The organism is Halomonas maura, assembly GCF_030409305.1.
Lineage (GTDB): Bacteria > Pseudomonadota > Gammaproteobacteria > Pseudomonadales > Halomonadaceae > Halomonas > Halomonas maura.
Genome location: NZ_JAUFPQ010000008.1, coordinates 41,254 through 57,266 on the forward strand (window position 1 = coordinate 41,254; position 16,013 = coordinate 57,266).

Annotated in this window: 14 protein-coding genes; 7 read left to right on the top strand and 7 right to left on the bottom strand. The window is 70.4% G+C overall.

The window, feature by feature from the left end; translation table 11 throughout:
- The first annotated feature begins 59 nt into the window (after positions 1-59).
- Positions 60-506 (top strand): ferric iron uptake transcriptional regulator, encoded by a 447-nt coding sequence (gene fur, locus QWY76_RS01800; protein WP_290309396.1) that lies wholly within the window; start codon positions 60-62, stop codon positions 504-506.
- Positions 507-587: 81 nt separating this feature from the next.
- Here the strand turns inward: fur and recN are convergent, their stop codons facing one another.
- Complete coding sequence (gene recN, locus QWY76_RS01805; protein WP_290309397.1) at positions 588-2,261, bottom strand: DNA repair protein RecN; 1,674 nt, start codon at positions 2,259-2,261, stop codon at positions 588-590.
- Positions 2,262-2,484: 223 nt separating this feature from the next.
- Here recN and grpE point away from each other — a divergent pair, with 223 nt between their 5' ends.
- From grpE to dnaJ, 3 genes are all read left to right on the top strand, one after another.
- Complete coding sequence (gene grpE / locus QWY76_RS01810) at positions 2,485-3,096, top strand: nucleotide exchange factor GrpE (RefSeq protein ID WP_290309398.1); 612 nt, start codon at positions 2,485-2,487, stop codon at positions 3,094-3,096.
- A gap of 131 nt (positions 3,097-3,227) precedes the next feature.
- A complete protein-coding gene (gene dnaK / locus QWY76_RS01815) occupies positions 3,228-5,156 on the top strand; it encodes a molecular chaperone DnaK (RefSeq protein ID WP_290309399.1) in 1,929 nt (642 codons plus the stop codon).
- A 91-nt stretch (positions 5,157-5,247) separates the two neighbouring features.
- Positions 5,248-6,387 carry a molecular chaperone DnaJ gene (gene dnaJ, locus QWY76_RS01820; RefSeq protein WP_290309400.1) on the top strand — a complete coding sequence of 380 codons (1,140 nt, stop codon included), beginning with the start codon at positions 5,248-5,250 and terminating at the stop codon, positions 6,385-6,387.
- A gap of 66 nt (positions 6,388-6,453) precedes the next feature.
- Here the strand turns inward: dnaJ and QWY76_RS01825 are convergent, their stop codons facing one another.
- The gene (locus tag QWY76_RS01825) at positions 6,454-7,395 is read right to left on the bottom strand and encodes an HNH endonuclease (RefSeq protein ID WP_290309401.1); all 942 of its coding nucleotides are present in this window, start codon (positions 7,393-7,395) and stop codon (positions 6,454-6,456) included.
- Positions 7,396-7,754: 359 nt separating this feature from the next.
- On the opposite strand from QWY76_RS01825, the gene QWY76_RS01830 reads away from it, so the two are divergent.
- Complete coding sequence (locus tag QWY76_RS01830) at positions 7,755-8,669, top strand: DMT family transporter (protein WP_290309402.1); 915 nt, start codon at positions 7,755-7,757, stop codon at positions 8,667-8,669.
- A 42-nt stretch (positions 8,670-8,711) separates the two neighbouring features.
- Here the strand turns inward: QWY76_RS01830 and QWY76_RS01835 are convergent, their stop codons facing one another.
- The 4 genes from QWY76_RS01835 to corA form a co-directional block, all read right to left on the bottom strand.
- On the bottom strand, positions 8,712-9,461 hold the full coding sequence (locus QWY76_RS01835) for an ABC transporter ATP-binding protein (protein ID WP_290309403.1): 750 nt from the start codon (positions 9,459-9,461) through the stop codon (positions 8,712-8,714).
- On the bottom strand, positions 9,455-10,525 hold the full coding sequence (locus tag QWY76_RS01840; protein ID WP_290309404.1) for a FecCD family ABC transporter permease: 1,071 nt from the start codon (positions 10,523-10,525) through the stop codon (positions 9,455-9,457). Before QWY76_RS01840 ends, QWY76_RS01835 begins: the two co-directional genes overlap by 7 nt.
- The gene (locus tag QWY76_RS01845; protein WP_290309405.1) at positions 10,515-11,642 is read right to left on the bottom strand and encodes an ABC transporter substrate-binding protein; all 1,128 of its coding nucleotides are present in this window, start codon (positions 11,640-11,642) and stop codon (positions 10,515-10,517) included. The genes QWY76_RS01840 and QWY76_RS01845 overlap by 11 nt, the downstream gene beginning before the upstream one ends.
- A gap of 221 nt (positions 11,643-11,863) precedes the next feature.
- A complete protein-coding gene (corA, locus tag QWY76_RS01850; RefSeq protein WP_290309406.1) occupies positions 11,864-12,829 on the bottom strand; it encodes a magnesium/cobalt transporter CorA in 966 nt (321 codons plus the stop codon).
- Between the two features lie 174 nt (positions 12,830-13,003).
- Between corA and QWY76_RS01855 the strand changes: the two genes are divergently transcribed.
- Both QWY76_RS01855 and QWY76_RS01860 read left to right on the top strand, forming a co-directional pair.
- A complete protein-coding gene (locus QWY76_RS01855; RefSeq protein ID WP_290309407.1) occupies positions 13,004-13,285 on the top strand; it encodes a DUF2218 domain-containing protein in 282 nt (93 codons plus the stop codon).
- Positions 13,282-14,190 carry a DMT family transporter gene (locus tag QWY76_RS01860; protein WP_290309408.1) on the top strand — a complete coding sequence of 303 codons (909 nt, stop codon included), beginning with the start codon at positions 13,282-13,284 and terminating at the stop codon, positions 14,188-14,190. The genes QWY76_RS01855 and QWY76_RS01860 overlap by 4 nt, the downstream gene beginning before the upstream one ends.
- 6 nt (positions 14,191-14,196) lie before the next feature.
- On the opposite strand, the gene QWY76_RS01865 is transcribed toward QWY76_RS01860, so the two are convergent.
- A partial coding sequence (locus QWY76_RS01865) for an MBL fold metallo-hydrolase (RefSeq protein ID WP_290309409.1) occupies positions 14,197-16,013 on the bottom strand: 1,817 nt, incomplete at its 5' end.

Here is a 16,013-nt window from a genome sequence, read left to right on the forward strand (position 1 = left end):
TCACTATCGTGGTTTCGGTCGATCATAACCGACCCTACCCGATACTGCGAAGAGCAACCATGGCCGACCAGAATCACGAACTCCGCAAGGCCGGTCTGAAAGTGACCCTGCCGCGCGTCAAGATCCTGCATATCCTCGAGAATGCCACCGACCAGCACCACCTGAGCGCCGAGGATGTCTACAAGACCCTGCTGGATGCCGGCGAGGATGTGGGACTGGCCACCGTCTATCGCGTGCTCACCCAGTTCGAGACCGCCGGCCTGGTGACCCGCCACAACTTCGATGGCGGCCACGCCGTCTTCGAGCTGACCCAGGAAGAGCACCACGACCACATGGTGTGCCTGGACAGCGGCGAGATCATCGAGTTCTTCGATGACACCATCGAGCGTCGCCAGCAGGAGATCGCCGAGGAGCATGGCTACGAGCTCGTCGACCATGCGCTGGTGCTCTATGTGCGGCCCAAGGGCTCCCAGGCGACCCGCCAGGATCCCTCTGCCAAGAAGTGACCGTCCACCAGGCATGACCCACGAGGGCCCCGATCCATCGGATCGGGGCCCTCGTCGTGGTGGCGGGTCACGCCGGCCGTCCTAGTGGTGGGCACGCTGGCTGGCGTCGAGCATCTCCCGGGCGTGGGCCAGGGTCTGGTCGGTGAGCGTCATGCCCCCCAGCATGCGGGCCAGCTCGCCGACCCGGCCGGCCTCGTCGAGCAGCGCCATGCGGGTGAGGGTGGTGTCCTGCTTGGCCTGCTTGGCGATATGCAGGTGCTGGTGGGCCTGGGCCGCCACCTGGGGCAGGTGGGTCACGGTCAGCACCTGGCCCTCGGCGCCGAGGCGGCGCAGCAGCTGGCCGACGATCTCGGCGGTGGCCCCGGAGACGCCGACGTCGACCTCGTCGAAGACCAGGCTGGGGATGGTGGAGTGCTGGGCCGCCACCACCTGGATGGCCAGGCTGATCCGCGAGAGCTCGCCGCCGGAGGCGACCTTGGCCAGCGGGCGGGCCGGCTGGCCGGGGTTGGCGCTGATCAGGAAGCGCACCCGGTCGAGCCCTTCCGGCGCCGGGGCCTCGCGGGCGGCCAGCGCCACCTCGAAGGTCGCCTTGCCCATGGCCAGGAAGGCCAGCTGCGCCTGGACGGCCTCGCCGAAGCGCCGGGCGGCGCTACGGCGCGCGGCGCTCACCGCCTCGGCCTGCTCCCGCCAGCGGGTCTCGAGGGACTCGACCTCTGCGGACAGCGCCTCGAGGTCGCCGTCGCCGCCGTCCAGCTCGGCGAGCTCCTCGCCCAGGCGGCGATGCAGCGCCGGCAGCTCGTCGGGCGGCACATGGTGCTTGCGGGCGATGCGGTGGACCTCGCCGAGGCGCTCCTCCACCCAGGCCAGGCGCTGCGGGTCCAGTTCCACGCCGGCGGCGAAGTGGGTGAGCTCGCGGCCCGCCTCCTCGACCTGGATGCAGGCATCACCGAGCATGGACAGGACCTCGGCCAGCGCGCCCCGCTCGCTGCCGGGCAGCGCCGAGAGGCGGCTCACCGCCTGGTTCAGCAGCGGCAGGGCGCCGCCCTGCTCACCATCGCAGCACTCCACGGCGAACTGGGCCTCGCGCAGGCGCTCCTCGGCGTGGGCCAGTTCCTCCTGCTCCGCCTCGAGCCCGCCGAGCTCGTCCTCGGCCAGGGCCAGCTGGTCGAGTTCCTCGACCTGGTAGCGCAGCAGCTGGCGGCGGGCGCGCACCTCGTCGCCGTCCTCGGCCAGGCGCTTGAGGCGACGGCGGGCCTCGCGCCAGGCGCGGAAGGTCTCGGCCAGCTCCACCACCGCCTCGCCGTGGCCGGCGAAGTCATCGAGCAGCCGCAGGTGGGTGTCCTCGCCGAGCAGGGCCTGGTGGGCATGCTGGCCGTGGATCTCGATGAGGTGGGCGCCCAGCGCCTTGAGGTCGGCCACCGTGGCGGGCTGGCCATTGATCCAGGCCTTGGAGCGGCCGGCGCGGGTCACCACCCGGCGCAGCAGGCAGTCGTCGGCGGGCAGCTCGCGCTCGGCCAGCCAGGCCCGGGCGGCGGGCAGGGCGGCGATGTCGAAGCGCGCGCTCACGTCGGCGCGTTCGGCGTCGTGGCGCACGCTGCCGGCATCGGCGCGCTCGCCCAGGCACAGGCCCAGGGCGCCGAGCAGGATGGACTTGCCGGCCCCGGTCTCGCCGGTAATGGCGGTCATGCCGCCGGCGAGCTCGAGCTCGAGGTGGTCGACGATGGCGAAGTCACGAATGGCGAGCTCTGTCAGCATGATGCCTCCCCGGGGCCTGTCCGAATCTACTGGTTATTCATCCAATGCCTTGTGCGTTTATACAGTAGTTCAGGGGGCGCAACAACGCACGCGCCGAATCGCCGACCTCGCACGCCTTGAGTTCGGCGCGGCCAGCCCCATATACCCCGCATCACCGATTCAACATCGACATTCAGTCCTGCAGGCGGCCCCGTGGCCGCCGGTTGCCATTCAGGAGAGACGCATGGCCAAAGACTCGCAGACCCCGCTGGACGACGAGCTCGCTCGTCAGCAAGAGGAGGCCGACGCCCAGGTCGAGCCGGAGACCGTCGAGGGCGAGGTGGAGGACGTCGCCGAGGAAGCCGCCGAGCTCGCCGAGAACCCCGAGGCCGAGGTGCTGGCCGCCCGGGTCGAGGAGCTCGAGCAGACGCTGGCCGAGACCAAGGACCAGGCGATGCGCACCGCGGCCGAGGCCCAGAACGTGCGGCGCCGCGCCGAGCAGGAAACCGAGAAGGCGCGCAAGTTCGCCCTGGAGAAGTTCGTCAAGGAGCTGCTGCCGGTGGTCGACAGCCTGGAGAAGGCCCTCGAGGCCATGGGCGAGGACGCCACCGAGGCGCATCGCGAGGGCGTCTCGATGACCCTCAAGATGCAGCGCGACGTGCTCGGCAAGTTCGGCGTCGAGGAGGTCGAGCCCCACGGCGAGCCCTTCGATCCCCAGTACCACGAGGCCATGGCGATGGTGCCCAACCCCGAGCTGGAGCCCAACACCGTCATGGAGGTGATGCAGAAGGGCTACCTGCTCAACGGTCGCCTGGTACGCCCGGCCATGGTGGTGGTCAGCCAGGCCGCCGGCTGAGTCGCGCGCACTCTTTCGCACACAAAGGCGGCCCGGGGTCTTGAAAAGACGTCGAGGGCCCCCAGATAGACGGCAACCCCGCGGCAAACGCCGCATACGACGAATCTGCAACGCAATTTCGAGGATTTCCTATGGGACGCATCATCGGTATTGACCTGGGGACCACCAACTCCTGCGTGGCCGTGCTGGACGGCGACAGCGCCAAGGTGATCGAGAACGCCGAGGGCGCGCGTACTACCCCGTCCATCATCGCCTACACCGAGGATGGCGAGACACTGGTGGGCCAGGCGGCCAAGCGCCAGGCGGTGACCAATCCCCAGAACACCCTGTACGCGATCAAGCGCCTGATCGGTCGTCGCTTCAAGGACGACGTGGTACAGAAGGACATCAAGATGGTGCCCTACACCATCACCGAGGCCGACAACGGCGACGCCTGGGTCGAGGTCAAGGGCAACAAGCTGGCACCGCCCCAGGTCAGCGCCGAAGTCCTGAAGAAGATGAAGAAGACCGCGGAAGACTACCTGGGCGAGACCGTCACCGAGGCGGTCATCACCGTGCCGGCCTACTTCAACGACAGCCAGCGTCAGGCCACCAAGGACGCCGGCCGCATCGCCGGCCTCGAGGTCAAGCGCATCATCAACGAGCCGACCGCGGCGGCGCTGGCCTACGGCATGGACAAGTCGCGCGGCGACAAGACCATCGCGGTCTACGACCTGGGCGGCGGTACCTTCGACATCTCCCTCATCGAGGTGGCCGATGTCGAGGGCGAGACCCAGTTCGAGGTGCTGGCCACCAACGGCGACACCTTCCTGGGCGGCGAAGACTTCGACATGAAGCTGATCAACTACCTCGTCGATCAGTTCAAGGCCGACAGCGGCATCGACCTGTCCGGCGACAACCTGGCCATGCAGCGCCTCAAGGAAGCCGCCGAGAAGGCCAAGATCGAGCTGTCCAGCGCGCAGCAGACCGAGGTCAACCTGCCCTATATCACCGCCGACAACACCGGGCCCAAGCACCTCAACGTCAAGGTGACCCGGGCCAAGCTGGAGTCGCTGGTGGAGGAGCTGGTCAAGCGCTCGCTGGGGCCGTGCAAGACCGCGCTGGCCGACGCCGGCCTGTCCGCCGCCGAGGTCGACGACGTCATCCTGGTCGGCGGCCAGACCCGCATGCCGATGGTCCAGGCCAAGGTCGCCGAGTTCTTCGGCAAGGACGCCCGCAAGGACGTCAACCCGGACGAGGCCGTGGCTGTGGGCGCGGCGATCCAGGGCGGCGTGCTCGGCGGTGACGTCAAGGACGTGCTGCTGCTCGACGTCACCCCGCTGACCCTGGGCATCGAGACCCTGGGCGGCGTGATGACCCCGCTGATCGAGAAGAACACCACCATCCCGACCAAGAAGACCCAGACCTTCTCGACCGCGGATGACAACCAGACCGCCGTGACCATCCACGTGCTGCAGGGCGAGCGCAAGCAGTCCAGCGGCAACAAGTCGCTCGGCCGCTTCGACCTCAGCGACATCCCGCCGGCGCCGCGCGGCGTGCCGCAGATCGAGGTCGCCTTCGACCTGGACGCCAACGGCATCCTGCACGTGTCCGCCAAGGACAAGGCCACCGGCAAGGAACAGTCGATCGTCATCAAGGCCTCCAGTGGCCTGTCCGAGGACGAGATCGAGCAGATGGTCCAGGACGCCGAGGCCCACGCCGACGAGGACAAGAAGTTCGAGGAGCTGGTACAGCTGCGCAACCAGGCCGACGGCATGGTCCACGCCGCCCGCAAGACCCTCGAGGAAGCCGGCGACAAGGCCAGCGACGAGGAGAAGCAGGCCATCGAGAGCGCCGCGTCCGAGCTCGAGGAAGCCCTCAAGGGCGACGACAAGGACGACATCCAGGCCAAGCTCGACACGCTGACCGAGGCCTCCGGCAACCTGGCGCAGAAGATGTACGCCGAGCAGGGCGAGGCCACCCAGGGCGCCGAGGCCGGCAGCGAGGCCGGTGCCAAGCAGGAAGACGACGTGGTCGACGCCGAGTACGAGGAAGTCAACGACGACCAGAAGAAGCAGTAACCACGACGTCTGAAGCACGGATGACGCCAGCGCGGGGGCACGACTCCCGCGTTGGTGTTTCCGCAGAGTCGCTACGGAGGCGGACAGACACATGTCCAAGCGTGACTACTACGAGATCCTGGGCGTCGAGCGCGGGGCCGATCAGAAGGACATCAAGAAGGCCTATCGACGCCTGGCCCAGAAGTTCCACCCGGACCGCAATCCGGAGGACGAGACCGCGGCGGAGAAGTTCCGCGAGGTCTCCGAGGCCTACGAGGTCCTGGCCGACAGCGAGAAGCGTGCGGCCTACGATCAGTTCGGCCATGCCGGCGTCGACGGCCAGGCCGGGGCCGGCGGCTTCGGTGGCGCCGGGGCCGGCGGCTTCAGCGATATCTTCGGGGATGTCTTCGGCGACATCTTCGGCGGCGGCGGTGCGCGGCGCCATCCCAACGCCCCGCAGCGCGGCAGCGACCTGCGCTACAACCTCGAGCTCGACCTCGAGGATGCGGTGTCCGGCACCAGCGTGGACATCCGCGTGCCGCGGCATGTCGAGTGCGAGCGCTGCGACGGCAACGGCGCCGAGCCGGGCTCCAGCAAGGAGACCTGCCCGACCTGTAGCGGCCACGGCCAGGTGCGCATGCAGCAGGGCTTCTTCGCCGTGCAGCAGACCTGCCCGACCTGCCACGGCAGCGGCCAGCACATCAAGGTGCCGTGCCACAAGTGCCACGGCGAGGGCCGGGTGCGCGAGACCCGCACCCTCTCGGTGAAGATTCCGGCGGGCGTCGACACCGGCGACCGCATTCGCCTCAACGCCGAGGGCGAGGCCGGGATCAACGGCGGCCCGCCCGGGGACCTCTACGTCCAGGTGGCCATCAAGCCGCACCATATCTTCGAGCGCGAAGGCCGCCACCTGCAGTGCGAGGTGCCGATCAACTTCGTCGACGCGGCGCTGGGCGGCGAGCTCGAGGTGCCGACCCTGGATGGCCGGGTCAAGCTGAAGATCCCGCCCGAGACCCAGACCGGCAAGATGTTCCGCCTCAAGGGCAAGGGCGTGAAGCCGGTACGCGGCGGTCCCCCGGGGGACCTGCTGTGCCGCGTGGTGGTCGAGACCCCGGTCAAGCTGGCCGAGGAGCAGAAGGAGCTGCTGCGCCGCTTCCAGGAGAGCCTGGAGGGCAGCAACAGCCATCACTCGCCGAAGAAGACCAGCTTCTTCGACGGCGTGAAGAAGTTCTTCGAGGACATGAAGCCCTAGGGCTCGCCTCGTCGACACGCCAGGGCCCCGCGCTCCGCAAGGAGGCGGGGCCTTGTCGTGCCCGGGTCAGCGTTGCAGATGCTCCATTCGCCAGGCCAGTGCCTCGGCGTCGGGCCGCCAGCGGGGGTCTCCAGGCAGCACCAGCGATTGGCGGTCGAGCCGGCAGAGCCAATCATTGTCAGGCACCAGGCGGTCCACCGCAGGGCTGACATGCCAGCAAAGGTCCGGGCCCGGGGCGATCAGCTGGTTGTCCATGGCCCAGTGCAGGTTGGGCGTGAGGGCCAGGCCATTTGAAGGGCGGTCGTCCTGGCTGACGGCGAAGGGGATCAGGTGGGCGGCTTCCACCAGGTAACGATAGTCGGGTGTGATATAGCGCAGCCGGCTGGCCGCACAGCGATAGTCGTAGGCCTCCAGCACCAGGGTCCGGAAGGCGGCGGAGCGGGCGGATTGCGAGCCGGCTTCCGCGACGCCTGAAGCGAGTCGATCCGGGTGACGCTGGTAGTCACCGCTGACCAGCGCGGTCTCGAGATACTCCGTCAGGCGTTCCAGCGTCGGAGTGTCGATGTCAAGGTACTGGTGAGTCAGGAGTGCGCAGGCCTGCCGAGCGAGGACGCTATCCAGCAAGGCGGTAAACAGCTCGCCGTCGAGCCGGGCGGAAGAGAAGCGCTCCAGGAGCTTGTTCATGGACTTCGGCTGGCCGAGCCGATCCGCGACAGGCGCCAGTTCAGCGACATAATCCGGTGACCAGAGTGGCCCCGAAGGCCCCTGGTCGTTGCGTAGATGCCAGAGAGGAAGCCAGGGGTTGGCCTTCTGGCGCTCGCCGGTAACGATTTCATAGAGATCGTGATAGCGGGCAATCAGTCGAGTGTCGAGGGCGACGCGGGGCGAGACGACATGACCGCTCTGGATCTCGCAGAGGAACGCCAGTAACAGGCAGGGCTTGTTGAAAGGGCTTCCCGTGCGGAGATGCTTGAGGCATTCCAATCGTCCATCCAGCCGGCTGTTCATCCGTTCTCCCTGCCCCTGCCATGATGCGGGGACAAGGTAGCGTGCTCAGGCAGGTGCTGTCATTTCGCGCGGCGTTCGGGCGCGACCGATGGACGCTGTCGGGCGCCTTCGATCCTGCCGGGGATGGGAATCATTCCTGGTGAGCGTGTATCATGGCGCGTTCGACGCGCACTCCGGGGCTCAGCGAGCGGATGGCGTGAGCCCCGCCCCCGGAAGTCCTGGTTCCCGAACGCGATGCCGGCGCCGCGCCGACGCCCGGCGACGGGCTCCGTGGCGCTGCCAGTCGAGCCAGGTGGTGCCATGGCTTCACGATGAGGGCGACGACGCCCTTTCTCACTCGGATCTAGACAAGGACACGCATGAACGACGTCACGGATCGGCCGCTGGCCGGCATCCTGCTCCGGCTGCTGTCGGGCATTCTGTTCACCGGGATGATGGTGTGCGTCAAGGCGGTGAGCACCGAGGTGCCGCTGGGACAGACCGTGTTCTTCCGCTCGGCCTTCGCGCTGCTGCCCATCGTGGTGTTCATGACCTGGCGGCGGGAGTTTCCTCGGGCCCTGGCCACGCGGCGCCCGCTTGGCCATCTCGTGCGCTCGGGGCTGGGCGCGGCGGCGATGTTCGCCTCCTTCGCGGCGGTGGCGCGGTTGCCGGTGGCCGAGGCGACGCTGCTGGCGCAGCTGGCCCCGGTGGCCATGGCGGTGGGCGGCGTGCTGCTGCTGGGCGAGCGCTTTACCCGGCATCGGGCGGCGGCGTTCGCCCTGGTGCTGGCGGGGGTGGCGGTGCTGGTGGTGCCCGATCTGGGCAGTGCTCAGGACCAGGGGCGCGTGCTGGGCTATGCGCTGGGCATCCTCGCCGCGCTGCTGACGGCGGGGGCGCTGGTCACGGTGCGGCGCATCTCGCGCACCGAGACGGCGGCCTCCATCGCCTTCTACTTCGTGCTGGTCACGGCGCTGGCGGGCCTGGCCACCCTGCCGCTGGGCTGGGTGGGCGTGTCGGGGCCGACGCTGGGGCTGCTGATCCTCTCGGGCCTGTTCGGTGGCGCGGCGCATATCTGCATGACCCTGGCGCTGCGCTATGCCGAGGTCTCGCGCCTGGCGCCGTTCGAGTATGTGGCGCTGATCTGGCCGGTGCTGGCGGACCTGTTGATCTTCGGGCTGCCGCTCTCCAGCGGGTTCCTGCTGGCCCTGCCGCTGGTGCTCGGCGGGGCCGGGCTGGCGGCGCTCGAAGGGCGGCGAGGGCCCAGGGCGTCTGTCAACGCCGGGCAAGGGAGGTAAGCGCCCCCGGCGCTCATCTCGTCCGGCGTTTGCAATGCGCTCCTAGACGGCTTCTTCGACGATGAGCTGGGGGCGGCCCCGCGAGCAGGGCTCGATGCGGGCGTCCACCCGGTAGACGCGACGCAGCAGCTCGGGGGTGACCACCCGCTCGGTCGGCCCGCAGGCCGCCAGCCGGCCGCTCTCGAGCACCATGGCCTGGTCGGTGAAGCGCAGCGCGTGGCCCAGGTCGTGCAGGGCCGCGATGACCAGCATCTGCCGCTCGCGGGCCAGCCGTCGCAGGATCGACAGCAGGCTGATCTGGCGATACAGGTCCAGCGCCGAGGTGGGCTCGTCGAGGAGCAGGATCTCGGGGGCCTGCACCAGCGCCTGCGCCGCACTCACCAGCTGTCGCTGCCCGCCGCTGAGATCGCCGATGTCGCGCTCGCCGAGCTCGGCGATCCCCAGGTCCCCCAGGGCGCGCTCGACCTCGCCCAGGTCCTCGTCCCGGACCTTCAGGCTGCGCCCCTGCATGCGCGCCAGCAGCACCGACTCGTAGACCGTCAGCACCGCGTTGGCGCCGGTGTCCTGGGGCATGTAGGCCACCGGACGCTCGGCGGTCGCGCCGCCGATGCGGGCCTCGCCGTCGCCGTCGAGCAGCCCGAGGATGCGCCGGAACAGGGTCGACTTGCCGGCGGCGTTGGGGCCGAGCAGGGCCACCACCTGGCCGCCCGCGAAGGCGGGCGTGGTGATCTCGCTGAGGATCCGGCGCCGCCCGTAGCGGGCCGAGAGGCGGTCGAGGGTGAGGGTTACCATGAGGCCTTCTTGTGACTGAGGACGAGGAACAGGAAGAAGGGGATCCCCACCAGCGAGGTGATGATGCCGATGGGGATGATGGTGCCGGGCAGGATGACCTTCGACAGCACCGAACCGACGGAGAGGATCAGGGCCCCGCACAGCGCCGAGCCGGGCAGGAAGAAACGCTGATCCTCGCCCACCAGCAGGCGCGCGATATGCGGCCCGACCAGGCCGATGAAGCCGATGGTGCCGACGAAGGCCACGGCGATGGCGGCCAGCAGCGAGACCAGCACCAGCACCTCGAGGCGCAGCGCGCGCGGCTTCACCCCCAGGCTCTCGGCCTTGGCGTCGCCCAGGCGCATGGCGGTGAGCGCCCAGCCGTGGCGGGCGAGCAGCGGCAGGACGCTCACCAGCACGCCGAGGGCGATCCACAGCTTGGGCCAGGTCGCCTTGGTCAGGCTGCCCATGGTCCAGAACACCACCGCGGCCACGGCCTGCTGGCTGGCGAAGAACTGGATCAGCGCCATCAGCGCGTTGAAGATGAACACCATGGCGATGCCCAGCAGCACGATGGTCTCGATGGTCACGCCGCGCCGCATGCTCAGCGCATGGATGGCGAAGGCGGTCAGCATGGCCATGACGAAGGCGTTGAGCGGGATGACGTAATCGACCGCCGCGGGCACCAGCACCACGCCGAAGGCCAGCGCCAGGGCGGCGCCGAAGCTCGCCCCGGCCGAGATGCCCAGCGTGAAGGGGCTGGCCAGGGGATTGCTGAGGATGGTCTGCATCTGGGCGCCGGCGATCGACAGGCTGGCGCCGACCACCAGCGCCATCAGTGCCACGGGCATGCGGATGTCCCAGAGGATCACCCTGGCCTGCTGGCTCACCGCATCGGGCGTGACCAGCGCGGCGATCACCTCGCCCAGGCCGAAGCGCGCGGGCCCGAGCGCCAGGTCGACACACAGGCTCAGCCCCAGCGCCAGCGTGAGCCCGGCGAGGATCAGCTGGCGCCGGATCACCAGGGCGCGGTAGAAGCCGCGCTCCCGGGAGGCGGCGGTGCCGGTGGTCAGCTCAGTGCTCATTCAGCGAGATCCAGTAGCCGGGCTCGTAGTCCACCGGCAGGAAGCGCTCGTGCAGGGTCTGCATGGTGGCCTCGGGATCGAGATCGTCGAACAGTTCCGGGTGCAGCCACTTGGCCAGCTGCTGCACGGCGACGAAGTAGTAGGGGCTGTTGTAGAACTGGTGCCAGATGGCGTGGAAGTCGCCGGTCTCGACGGCGCCGATGCCGGTCATGGCGGTGCGCTCGGTCAGCGCCTGGAGCTTGGCACGGGCGGCGTCCCTGTCGGCGCCCGGCCCCACGCCGACCCAGGCCCCGCCGGGCACGTAGGCTTCCCAGTTGCCCCCGGTGACCACCACGTGGTCGGGGTCGGCGGCGATGATCTGCTCGGGGTTCAGCGAGCCGAAGGTGTTGGGGATGATGCCGTCGGCGATATTGGAGCCTCCGGCGATCTCGACATACTCGCCGAAGTTGCCGGGCCCGAAGCTCATGCAGCAGTCCTCGGAATAGCCACCCGCCCGGTCGACGAAGACCTTCGGACGCTCCGGGTCGGCGGCGGCGATCGTCTCGGTGACGCGAGCCATCTGGGCCTCGGAGAAGTCGATGAAGGCCTCGGCATCCGCCTCCTCGCCCAGCAGTTCACCCATCAGGCGCATGGACGGGACGGTGTGCGCGAGCGGGTCCTCGCGGAAGTCCACGTAGACGATCGGGATGCCGAGCTCGGCCAGCTTGTCGTCGTAGGCCGCCTCCTCGGTGGCGGCCCTGGCTTCGAGGTTCATCAGCACCACATCCGGCTGCAGGGCGGCGGCCTGCTCGACGTCGAAGGTGCCGTCCTTGAAGCCACCGAAGGTCGGCAGCTCCTTCAGCTCGGGGAACCTGGCGGCGTAGCGGGCGTAGTTGTCCGGGTCGGCCTGGGAGAAGTCCTCGCGCCAGCCCACCACATTGGCGAACGGGTCTTCCGGTTGCAGCGCGCCGAGCAGGTAGATCTGGCGACCCTCGCCGAGGATCATGCGTTCCACGGGGGCATCGACGGTGACTTCGCGGCCGGCGACATCGGTCACGGTGATCTCCTCGGCCAGGGCGGCCGTGGAACCGAGGGCGATGGCCGTGCCACCGAGGGCTCTGAGCAGGAGGGTATGCATGTGTGGATGTCGTACTCGTTGATGGGTCTCTGCGTGATGCGAGGCGTTGGCGCAGGCGGATCATCGGTGCCGCCTTCCGTGTCACATGACGCGCGCGGCCGTGCGAGTCGACGGCAGGCAAGGCGCAAGCCGGACACGATACGCTTTGCGTATCATTCCTATTCGCAGGCGGCGGCCAGTATGACCGAATCGCCGGACGGCGTCGAGGCGGCAGCCCAGGGTTACAGCCAGCCGGTGCGCCGGAAGCGCCGGTACAGCCCGCCGCAGGCCAGGCCCATCAGCAGCAGCGCCACGGGGTAGCCGAAGCGCCAGTCGAGTTCCGGCATATGGGCGAAGTTCATGCCCCACACGCCGGCCAGGATGGTGGCCACGGCGAAGATCGCCGCCCAGGCGGCCAGGCGCTTGTGCACCTCGCTCTCGTCGATGGCCACCATCGACAGGTTGACCTGGATCGCCGTGATGATGGTCTCGCGCACGGTGTCCACCGCCATCTCGAGGCGGTGCAGGTGATCGTAGACGTCGCGGAAGTATTCCTGGGTGTCGAGACACAGCGCCGGCACCCGGCCGCCGAAGAGGTGGGCGCTGGCCTCGGCCAGCGGGGTCACGGCGTGCTTGACTTGCATGGTCTGGCGCTTGAGCTGGTAGAGGCGCTCGAGGCTCGAGCGGGCGGTGCCGCGGACGAAGATCTGGTCCTCGATGCTCTCGAGTTCGGCCTCCAGCGTCTCGATCACCGGGAAGTAGCGGTCGACGATCACGTCCATCAGCGCATAGAGCACGAAGGAGGGACCCTGCTGCAGGAGTTCCGGCTCGTGCTCGCAGCGCTTGCGCACCCCGGCGAAGCCCTGGCCGGGATGCTGGCGCACCGAGAGCACGTAGCCGGGGCCGGCGAACACCGCGACCTGGCCGGAGACGAGTTCCCCGTCGACGACCGTGATCATGTGCATGGTGACGAACAGCGCCTCGCCGTACTCCTCGACCTTGGGGCGCTGGTCGCCGTGCAGGGCGTCCTCGACGGCCAGTTCGTGCAGGTCGAAGACGGCTTCGAAGGGCGCCAGCTCCCGCTCGTCGGGGTCGTGCAGGGCCACCCACACGAAGCAGTTGGGTCGCGCCATGTAATCGGCGACGTCCGCCGGCTGGATATCGCGCAGTCGGCGCCCCTGCTCGTAGGCCACGCAGTTGACGATCATCGCGGCGTCCCTCCTCGCGGGTGAACGGGTCCCTCAGGGATGAGCATAGCCCCACCGTCCGGCCGGGTTCGACTCGGGGCGCCCCCGGAGCGCCCGGCGCGGGTCGCACCCTGGCGCTCCGGGGGACGCTCGTCATAGGCTGGAGACTCACCTTCAAGGAAAGCGGAGACCACCATGCCGATTTCACGTGCCGAGATCGCTACCGAGTCCGGCGACAAGTTGATCACCCGGCTGTGCAAGCACTGGGCCCACAAGCTCGAGGTGGAGCAGCAGGGCAGCGAGGGGCGGGTCACCTTCGAGGCGGGCAGCTGCCTGATGCGGGCCGAGCCCGGCAGGCTGCACGTGGCCGTCGAGGCCCTCGACGAGGAGGGGCTGGACCAGCTCGAGGGCGTGGTGGCGAGCCACCTGGAGCGCATGGCCGGCAAGGAGTCGCTGCAGATCGTCTGGGAAAATTGAGCGGCGAGGCGCCGACGGTCCGCACCGCCCATCTGGGCATGCTGCTGTGGGCGTCACTGGTGGGGCTGTCGTTCCCCGCCGTGGGGCTGATGAGCGCGCTGCCGCCGCTCTCGCTCACCGCGCTGCGCTTCGCCATCGCCTGCCTGGGCCTGTGGTGGCTGGTTCGCCGGGTGCCGGATGCCTGGCCAGGCTGGCGGACGCTGCCGCTGTTCGCCGCCATGGGGCTGTGCCTGGCCGGCTTCTTCGGCGCCATGTTCTGGGCGGCGCACCACGCCACGGCGCTGTCCATGGCCACGCTCTACGTGACGGTGCCATTTCTCGCCTACGGCCTGGGGCTGGGGGCCGGCGTCGAGCGGCTGGCCTGGCGACTGCCGGCGATCCTCGCCCTGGGCGCGACGGGGGCCCTGGGGCTGGCCGTCGCCGAGGCCCTGGAGCGCGGGGGCGCGCTGCGCTTCGGGGTGGGCGAGGCGGTGTTCTTCCTCGGCTGCCTGTGCTCGGCGCTCTATCCGGTGCTCAGCAAGTGGGGCCTGACCCGGGGCGTGCTGCCCGCCTCGGCGGCGGTGCGCACCTTCTGGAGCCTGGGGCTCGGCGGGGGGCTGATCGGCCTGCTGGGCCTGGCGGTGGAGCCGGTGGGCCGGCTCGCCACCATGAGCTGGCGCGATGGCCTGCTGCTGGTCTACCTGGGGCTGGCCTCCAGCGCCCTGACCTTCTGGCTGATGCAGCGAGCCACCGCGGTGCTGACCCCCGGCGCCATCACCGCCTACGGCTACCTGGTGCCCTTCGTCTCGATGCTGCTGCTGTTCGTCGAGACCCCCTCGCGGCTCGGCTGGGCCTGGCTGCCCGGCAGCGCCCTGGTGCTGCTGGCCATCGGCCTGCTGCTGTGCCATGACCCGACGGCCGACTGAGCCCGGCTATTGCCCGTCGTCCGCCGGTATCGCCAGGGCGGGGTAGCGGGAGCGGATCTCGTCATAGAGTGGGCGCGGGTCGCCGGCATGGCGGCGCGAGAAGTGGAAGGGCACCAGGCGCGCCACCCCCGCCGCCGTGGCGATCTCGCCGCAGGCCCGGGCGGTCAGGTGGCCGGTGCGGCGGGCCTGGTCCGCCTCCGCCTCGAGGAAGGGGGCCTCGCAGACCAGGGTGTCGGCGCCCTTCGCCAGGGCCTGCAGGCGGCGCCGGTTGTCCGGGGTGTCGCCGAGGTCGGTGGCATAGACCAGCCGCTGGCCCGGGCGCATCTCCAGCAGCTCCGCCGCCAGGGACGCGGCGGGAAGGGGGGTGCCGCCGGGCGGCTGGATCGGGGCGTCGGCCTGGCCGGCCAGCATCCGCCGCTTGAGCTCGCCGAGCCAGGGGCCGGGCGGCCAGCCACGCGCCGCCAGTCGCGCCTTGCGCACCCGGGCCTCGGCGTGGGGCTCGAAGGCGAAGGCCAGCACCGGCGTGCCGTGGTCGAGGCGCGTCGCCCGCACGCTAAAGCCGGGCTCCGCGAGGAGCAGGCCCGCCCTGGCGGGCCGTGACGGCAGCGGCTCGGGCGCGCGGCCGGCCACCAGGGCATGGCGCCGCAGCCATTCGCCGTGCAGCTCCGCCACCTCGAAGCGTGGGGCCTTGTCGCCCACCCGATCCCACAGCACACCGCTGATCAGGCCCTGCACATGCCCGGCGAGCCCCGGCGGGCCGTACAGTCGGCACGGCGGATACGCGCCGATGCGCGAGCGCAGCAGCCACGGGAAGCCGCCGATATGGTCGAAGTGGGCGTGACTGATGAAGACGTCGCTGAGCTGGTGGGCGAGCCGCGCCGGCAGGCGCCCGGCGTCGCCGAGGTCGAACAGCAGGCTGCGACGCTGGTGGCGCAGCCGCAGGTGCAGCAGGGGATCGCCGAACACGCCGTTGACCAGGGTGGCCACGGCCCGCTCGAGGCGCACCACCGGCCGTGGCCCGCCCTCGGCGGTCGCCGCCGGCAGGGCGCGGGTCAGCTCCGGGAGGGCCGCGGACGGCTGGGCCTGGCGATGACGAGGGGCGGTCGCCAGGGTGCCGTCGGGCGCGCGGTGGGCGTCGCGGATCACCACCGCGGCCACCGCGGTCGAGGGCGCCGCGGCGCGCACCCGCAGGCGGTCCGCCGTCAGCTCGAGCACCTCGCCCAGGGCCAGGGTCTCGCCACGGGCGTCGAGCAGGCCGACCTGGCGGCCCCGCCAGGCCGGCGGGGCCGCGCGCGGCGGCGGGGTGCCGAGCACCGCCAGGCCGTTCAGCCTCACTGTCAACTCGCCGGCGCCGTCCAGCCAGGCCTGCCAGGCCGCGCTGCGGCGCTGCTTGCGTGCCAGCTTCCCCGGATGGCGCGCCTCGGCGGCGGGGGCGAGGTGGTGGCCGGGCAGCCCCAGGGCACGGCATTCGTCCGCGAGGGGCGCGGCGGCGTCCCCCGGCACCAGCAGGGCCAGCGCCCGGGCATCGCCGACCCCGGCCAGGGCCAGCAGCAGCTCGGCGGCCGCGGCACCGCGCACCACGCCGGGGGCGTCGATCAGCAGCGGGCCGGGCGGGCAGTGAGAGGCCAGCCGGCGCAGGGCGTCCACCAGCGGCAGGCGAAAGCGGGCGGCATCGAGGCTGCACAGCGCGGCCAGTCGCTCGGGGTGCCACCCCGCGCCTCGCCACACCCCGAGCGCCACGGCCCCCGGCGGCCCGAACCCGGGCAGGCCGGGGTCGGCGGTCAGGCAGCGGCAGACCACGCCCCGGCGGGCCAGGGCGGCGG

Excerpts from the sequence above, each read along its gene's own strand:
- fur (WP_290309396.1), top strand. The coding sequence starts at position 60 with ATGGCCGACCAGAATCACGAACTCCGCAAGGCCGGTCTGAAAGTGACC.
- recN (WP_290309397.1), bottom strand. The coding sequence starts at position 2,261 with ATGCTGACAGAGCTCGCCATTCGTGACTTCGCCATCGTCGACCACCTC.
- grpE (WP_290309398.1), top strand. The coding sequence starts at position 2,485 with ATGGCCAAAGACTCGCAGACCCCGCTGGACGACGAGCTCGCTCGTCAG.
- dnaK (WP_290309399.1), top strand. The coding sequence starts at position 3,228 with ATGGGACGCATCATCGGTATTGACCTGGGGACCACCAACTCCTGCGTG.
- dnaJ (WP_290309400.1), top strand. The coding sequence starts at position 5,248 with ATGTCCAAGCGTGACTACTACGAGATCCTGGGCGTCGAGCGCGGGGCC.
- QWY76_RS01825 (WP_290309401.1), bottom strand. The coding sequence starts at position 7,395 with ATGAACAGCCGGCTGGATGGACGATTGGAATGCCTCAAGCATCTCCGC.
- QWY76_RS01830 (WP_290309402.1), top strand. The coding sequence starts at position 7,755 with ATGAACGACGTCACGGATCGGCCGCTGGCCGGCATCCTGCTCCGGCTG.
- QWY76_RS01835 (WP_290309403.1), bottom strand. The coding sequence starts at position 9,461 with ATGGTAACCCTCACCCTCGACCGCCTCTCGGCCCGCTACGGGCGGCGC.
- QWY76_RS01840 (WP_290309404.1), bottom strand. The coding sequence starts at position 10,525 with ATGAGCACTGAGCTGACCACCGGCACCGCCGCCTCCCGGGAGCGCGGC.
- QWY76_RS01845 (WP_290309405.1), bottom strand. The coding sequence starts at position 11,642 with ATGCATACCCTCCTGCTCAGAGCCCTCGGTGGCACGGCCATCGCCCTC.
- corA (WP_290309406.1), bottom strand. The coding sequence starts at position 12,829 with ATGATCGTCAACTGCGTGGCCTACGAGCAGGGGCGCCGACTGCGCGAT.
- QWY76_RS01855 (WP_290309407.1), top strand. The coding sequence starts at position 13,004 with ATGCCGATTTCACGTGCCGAGATCGCTACCGAGTCCGGCGACAAGTTG.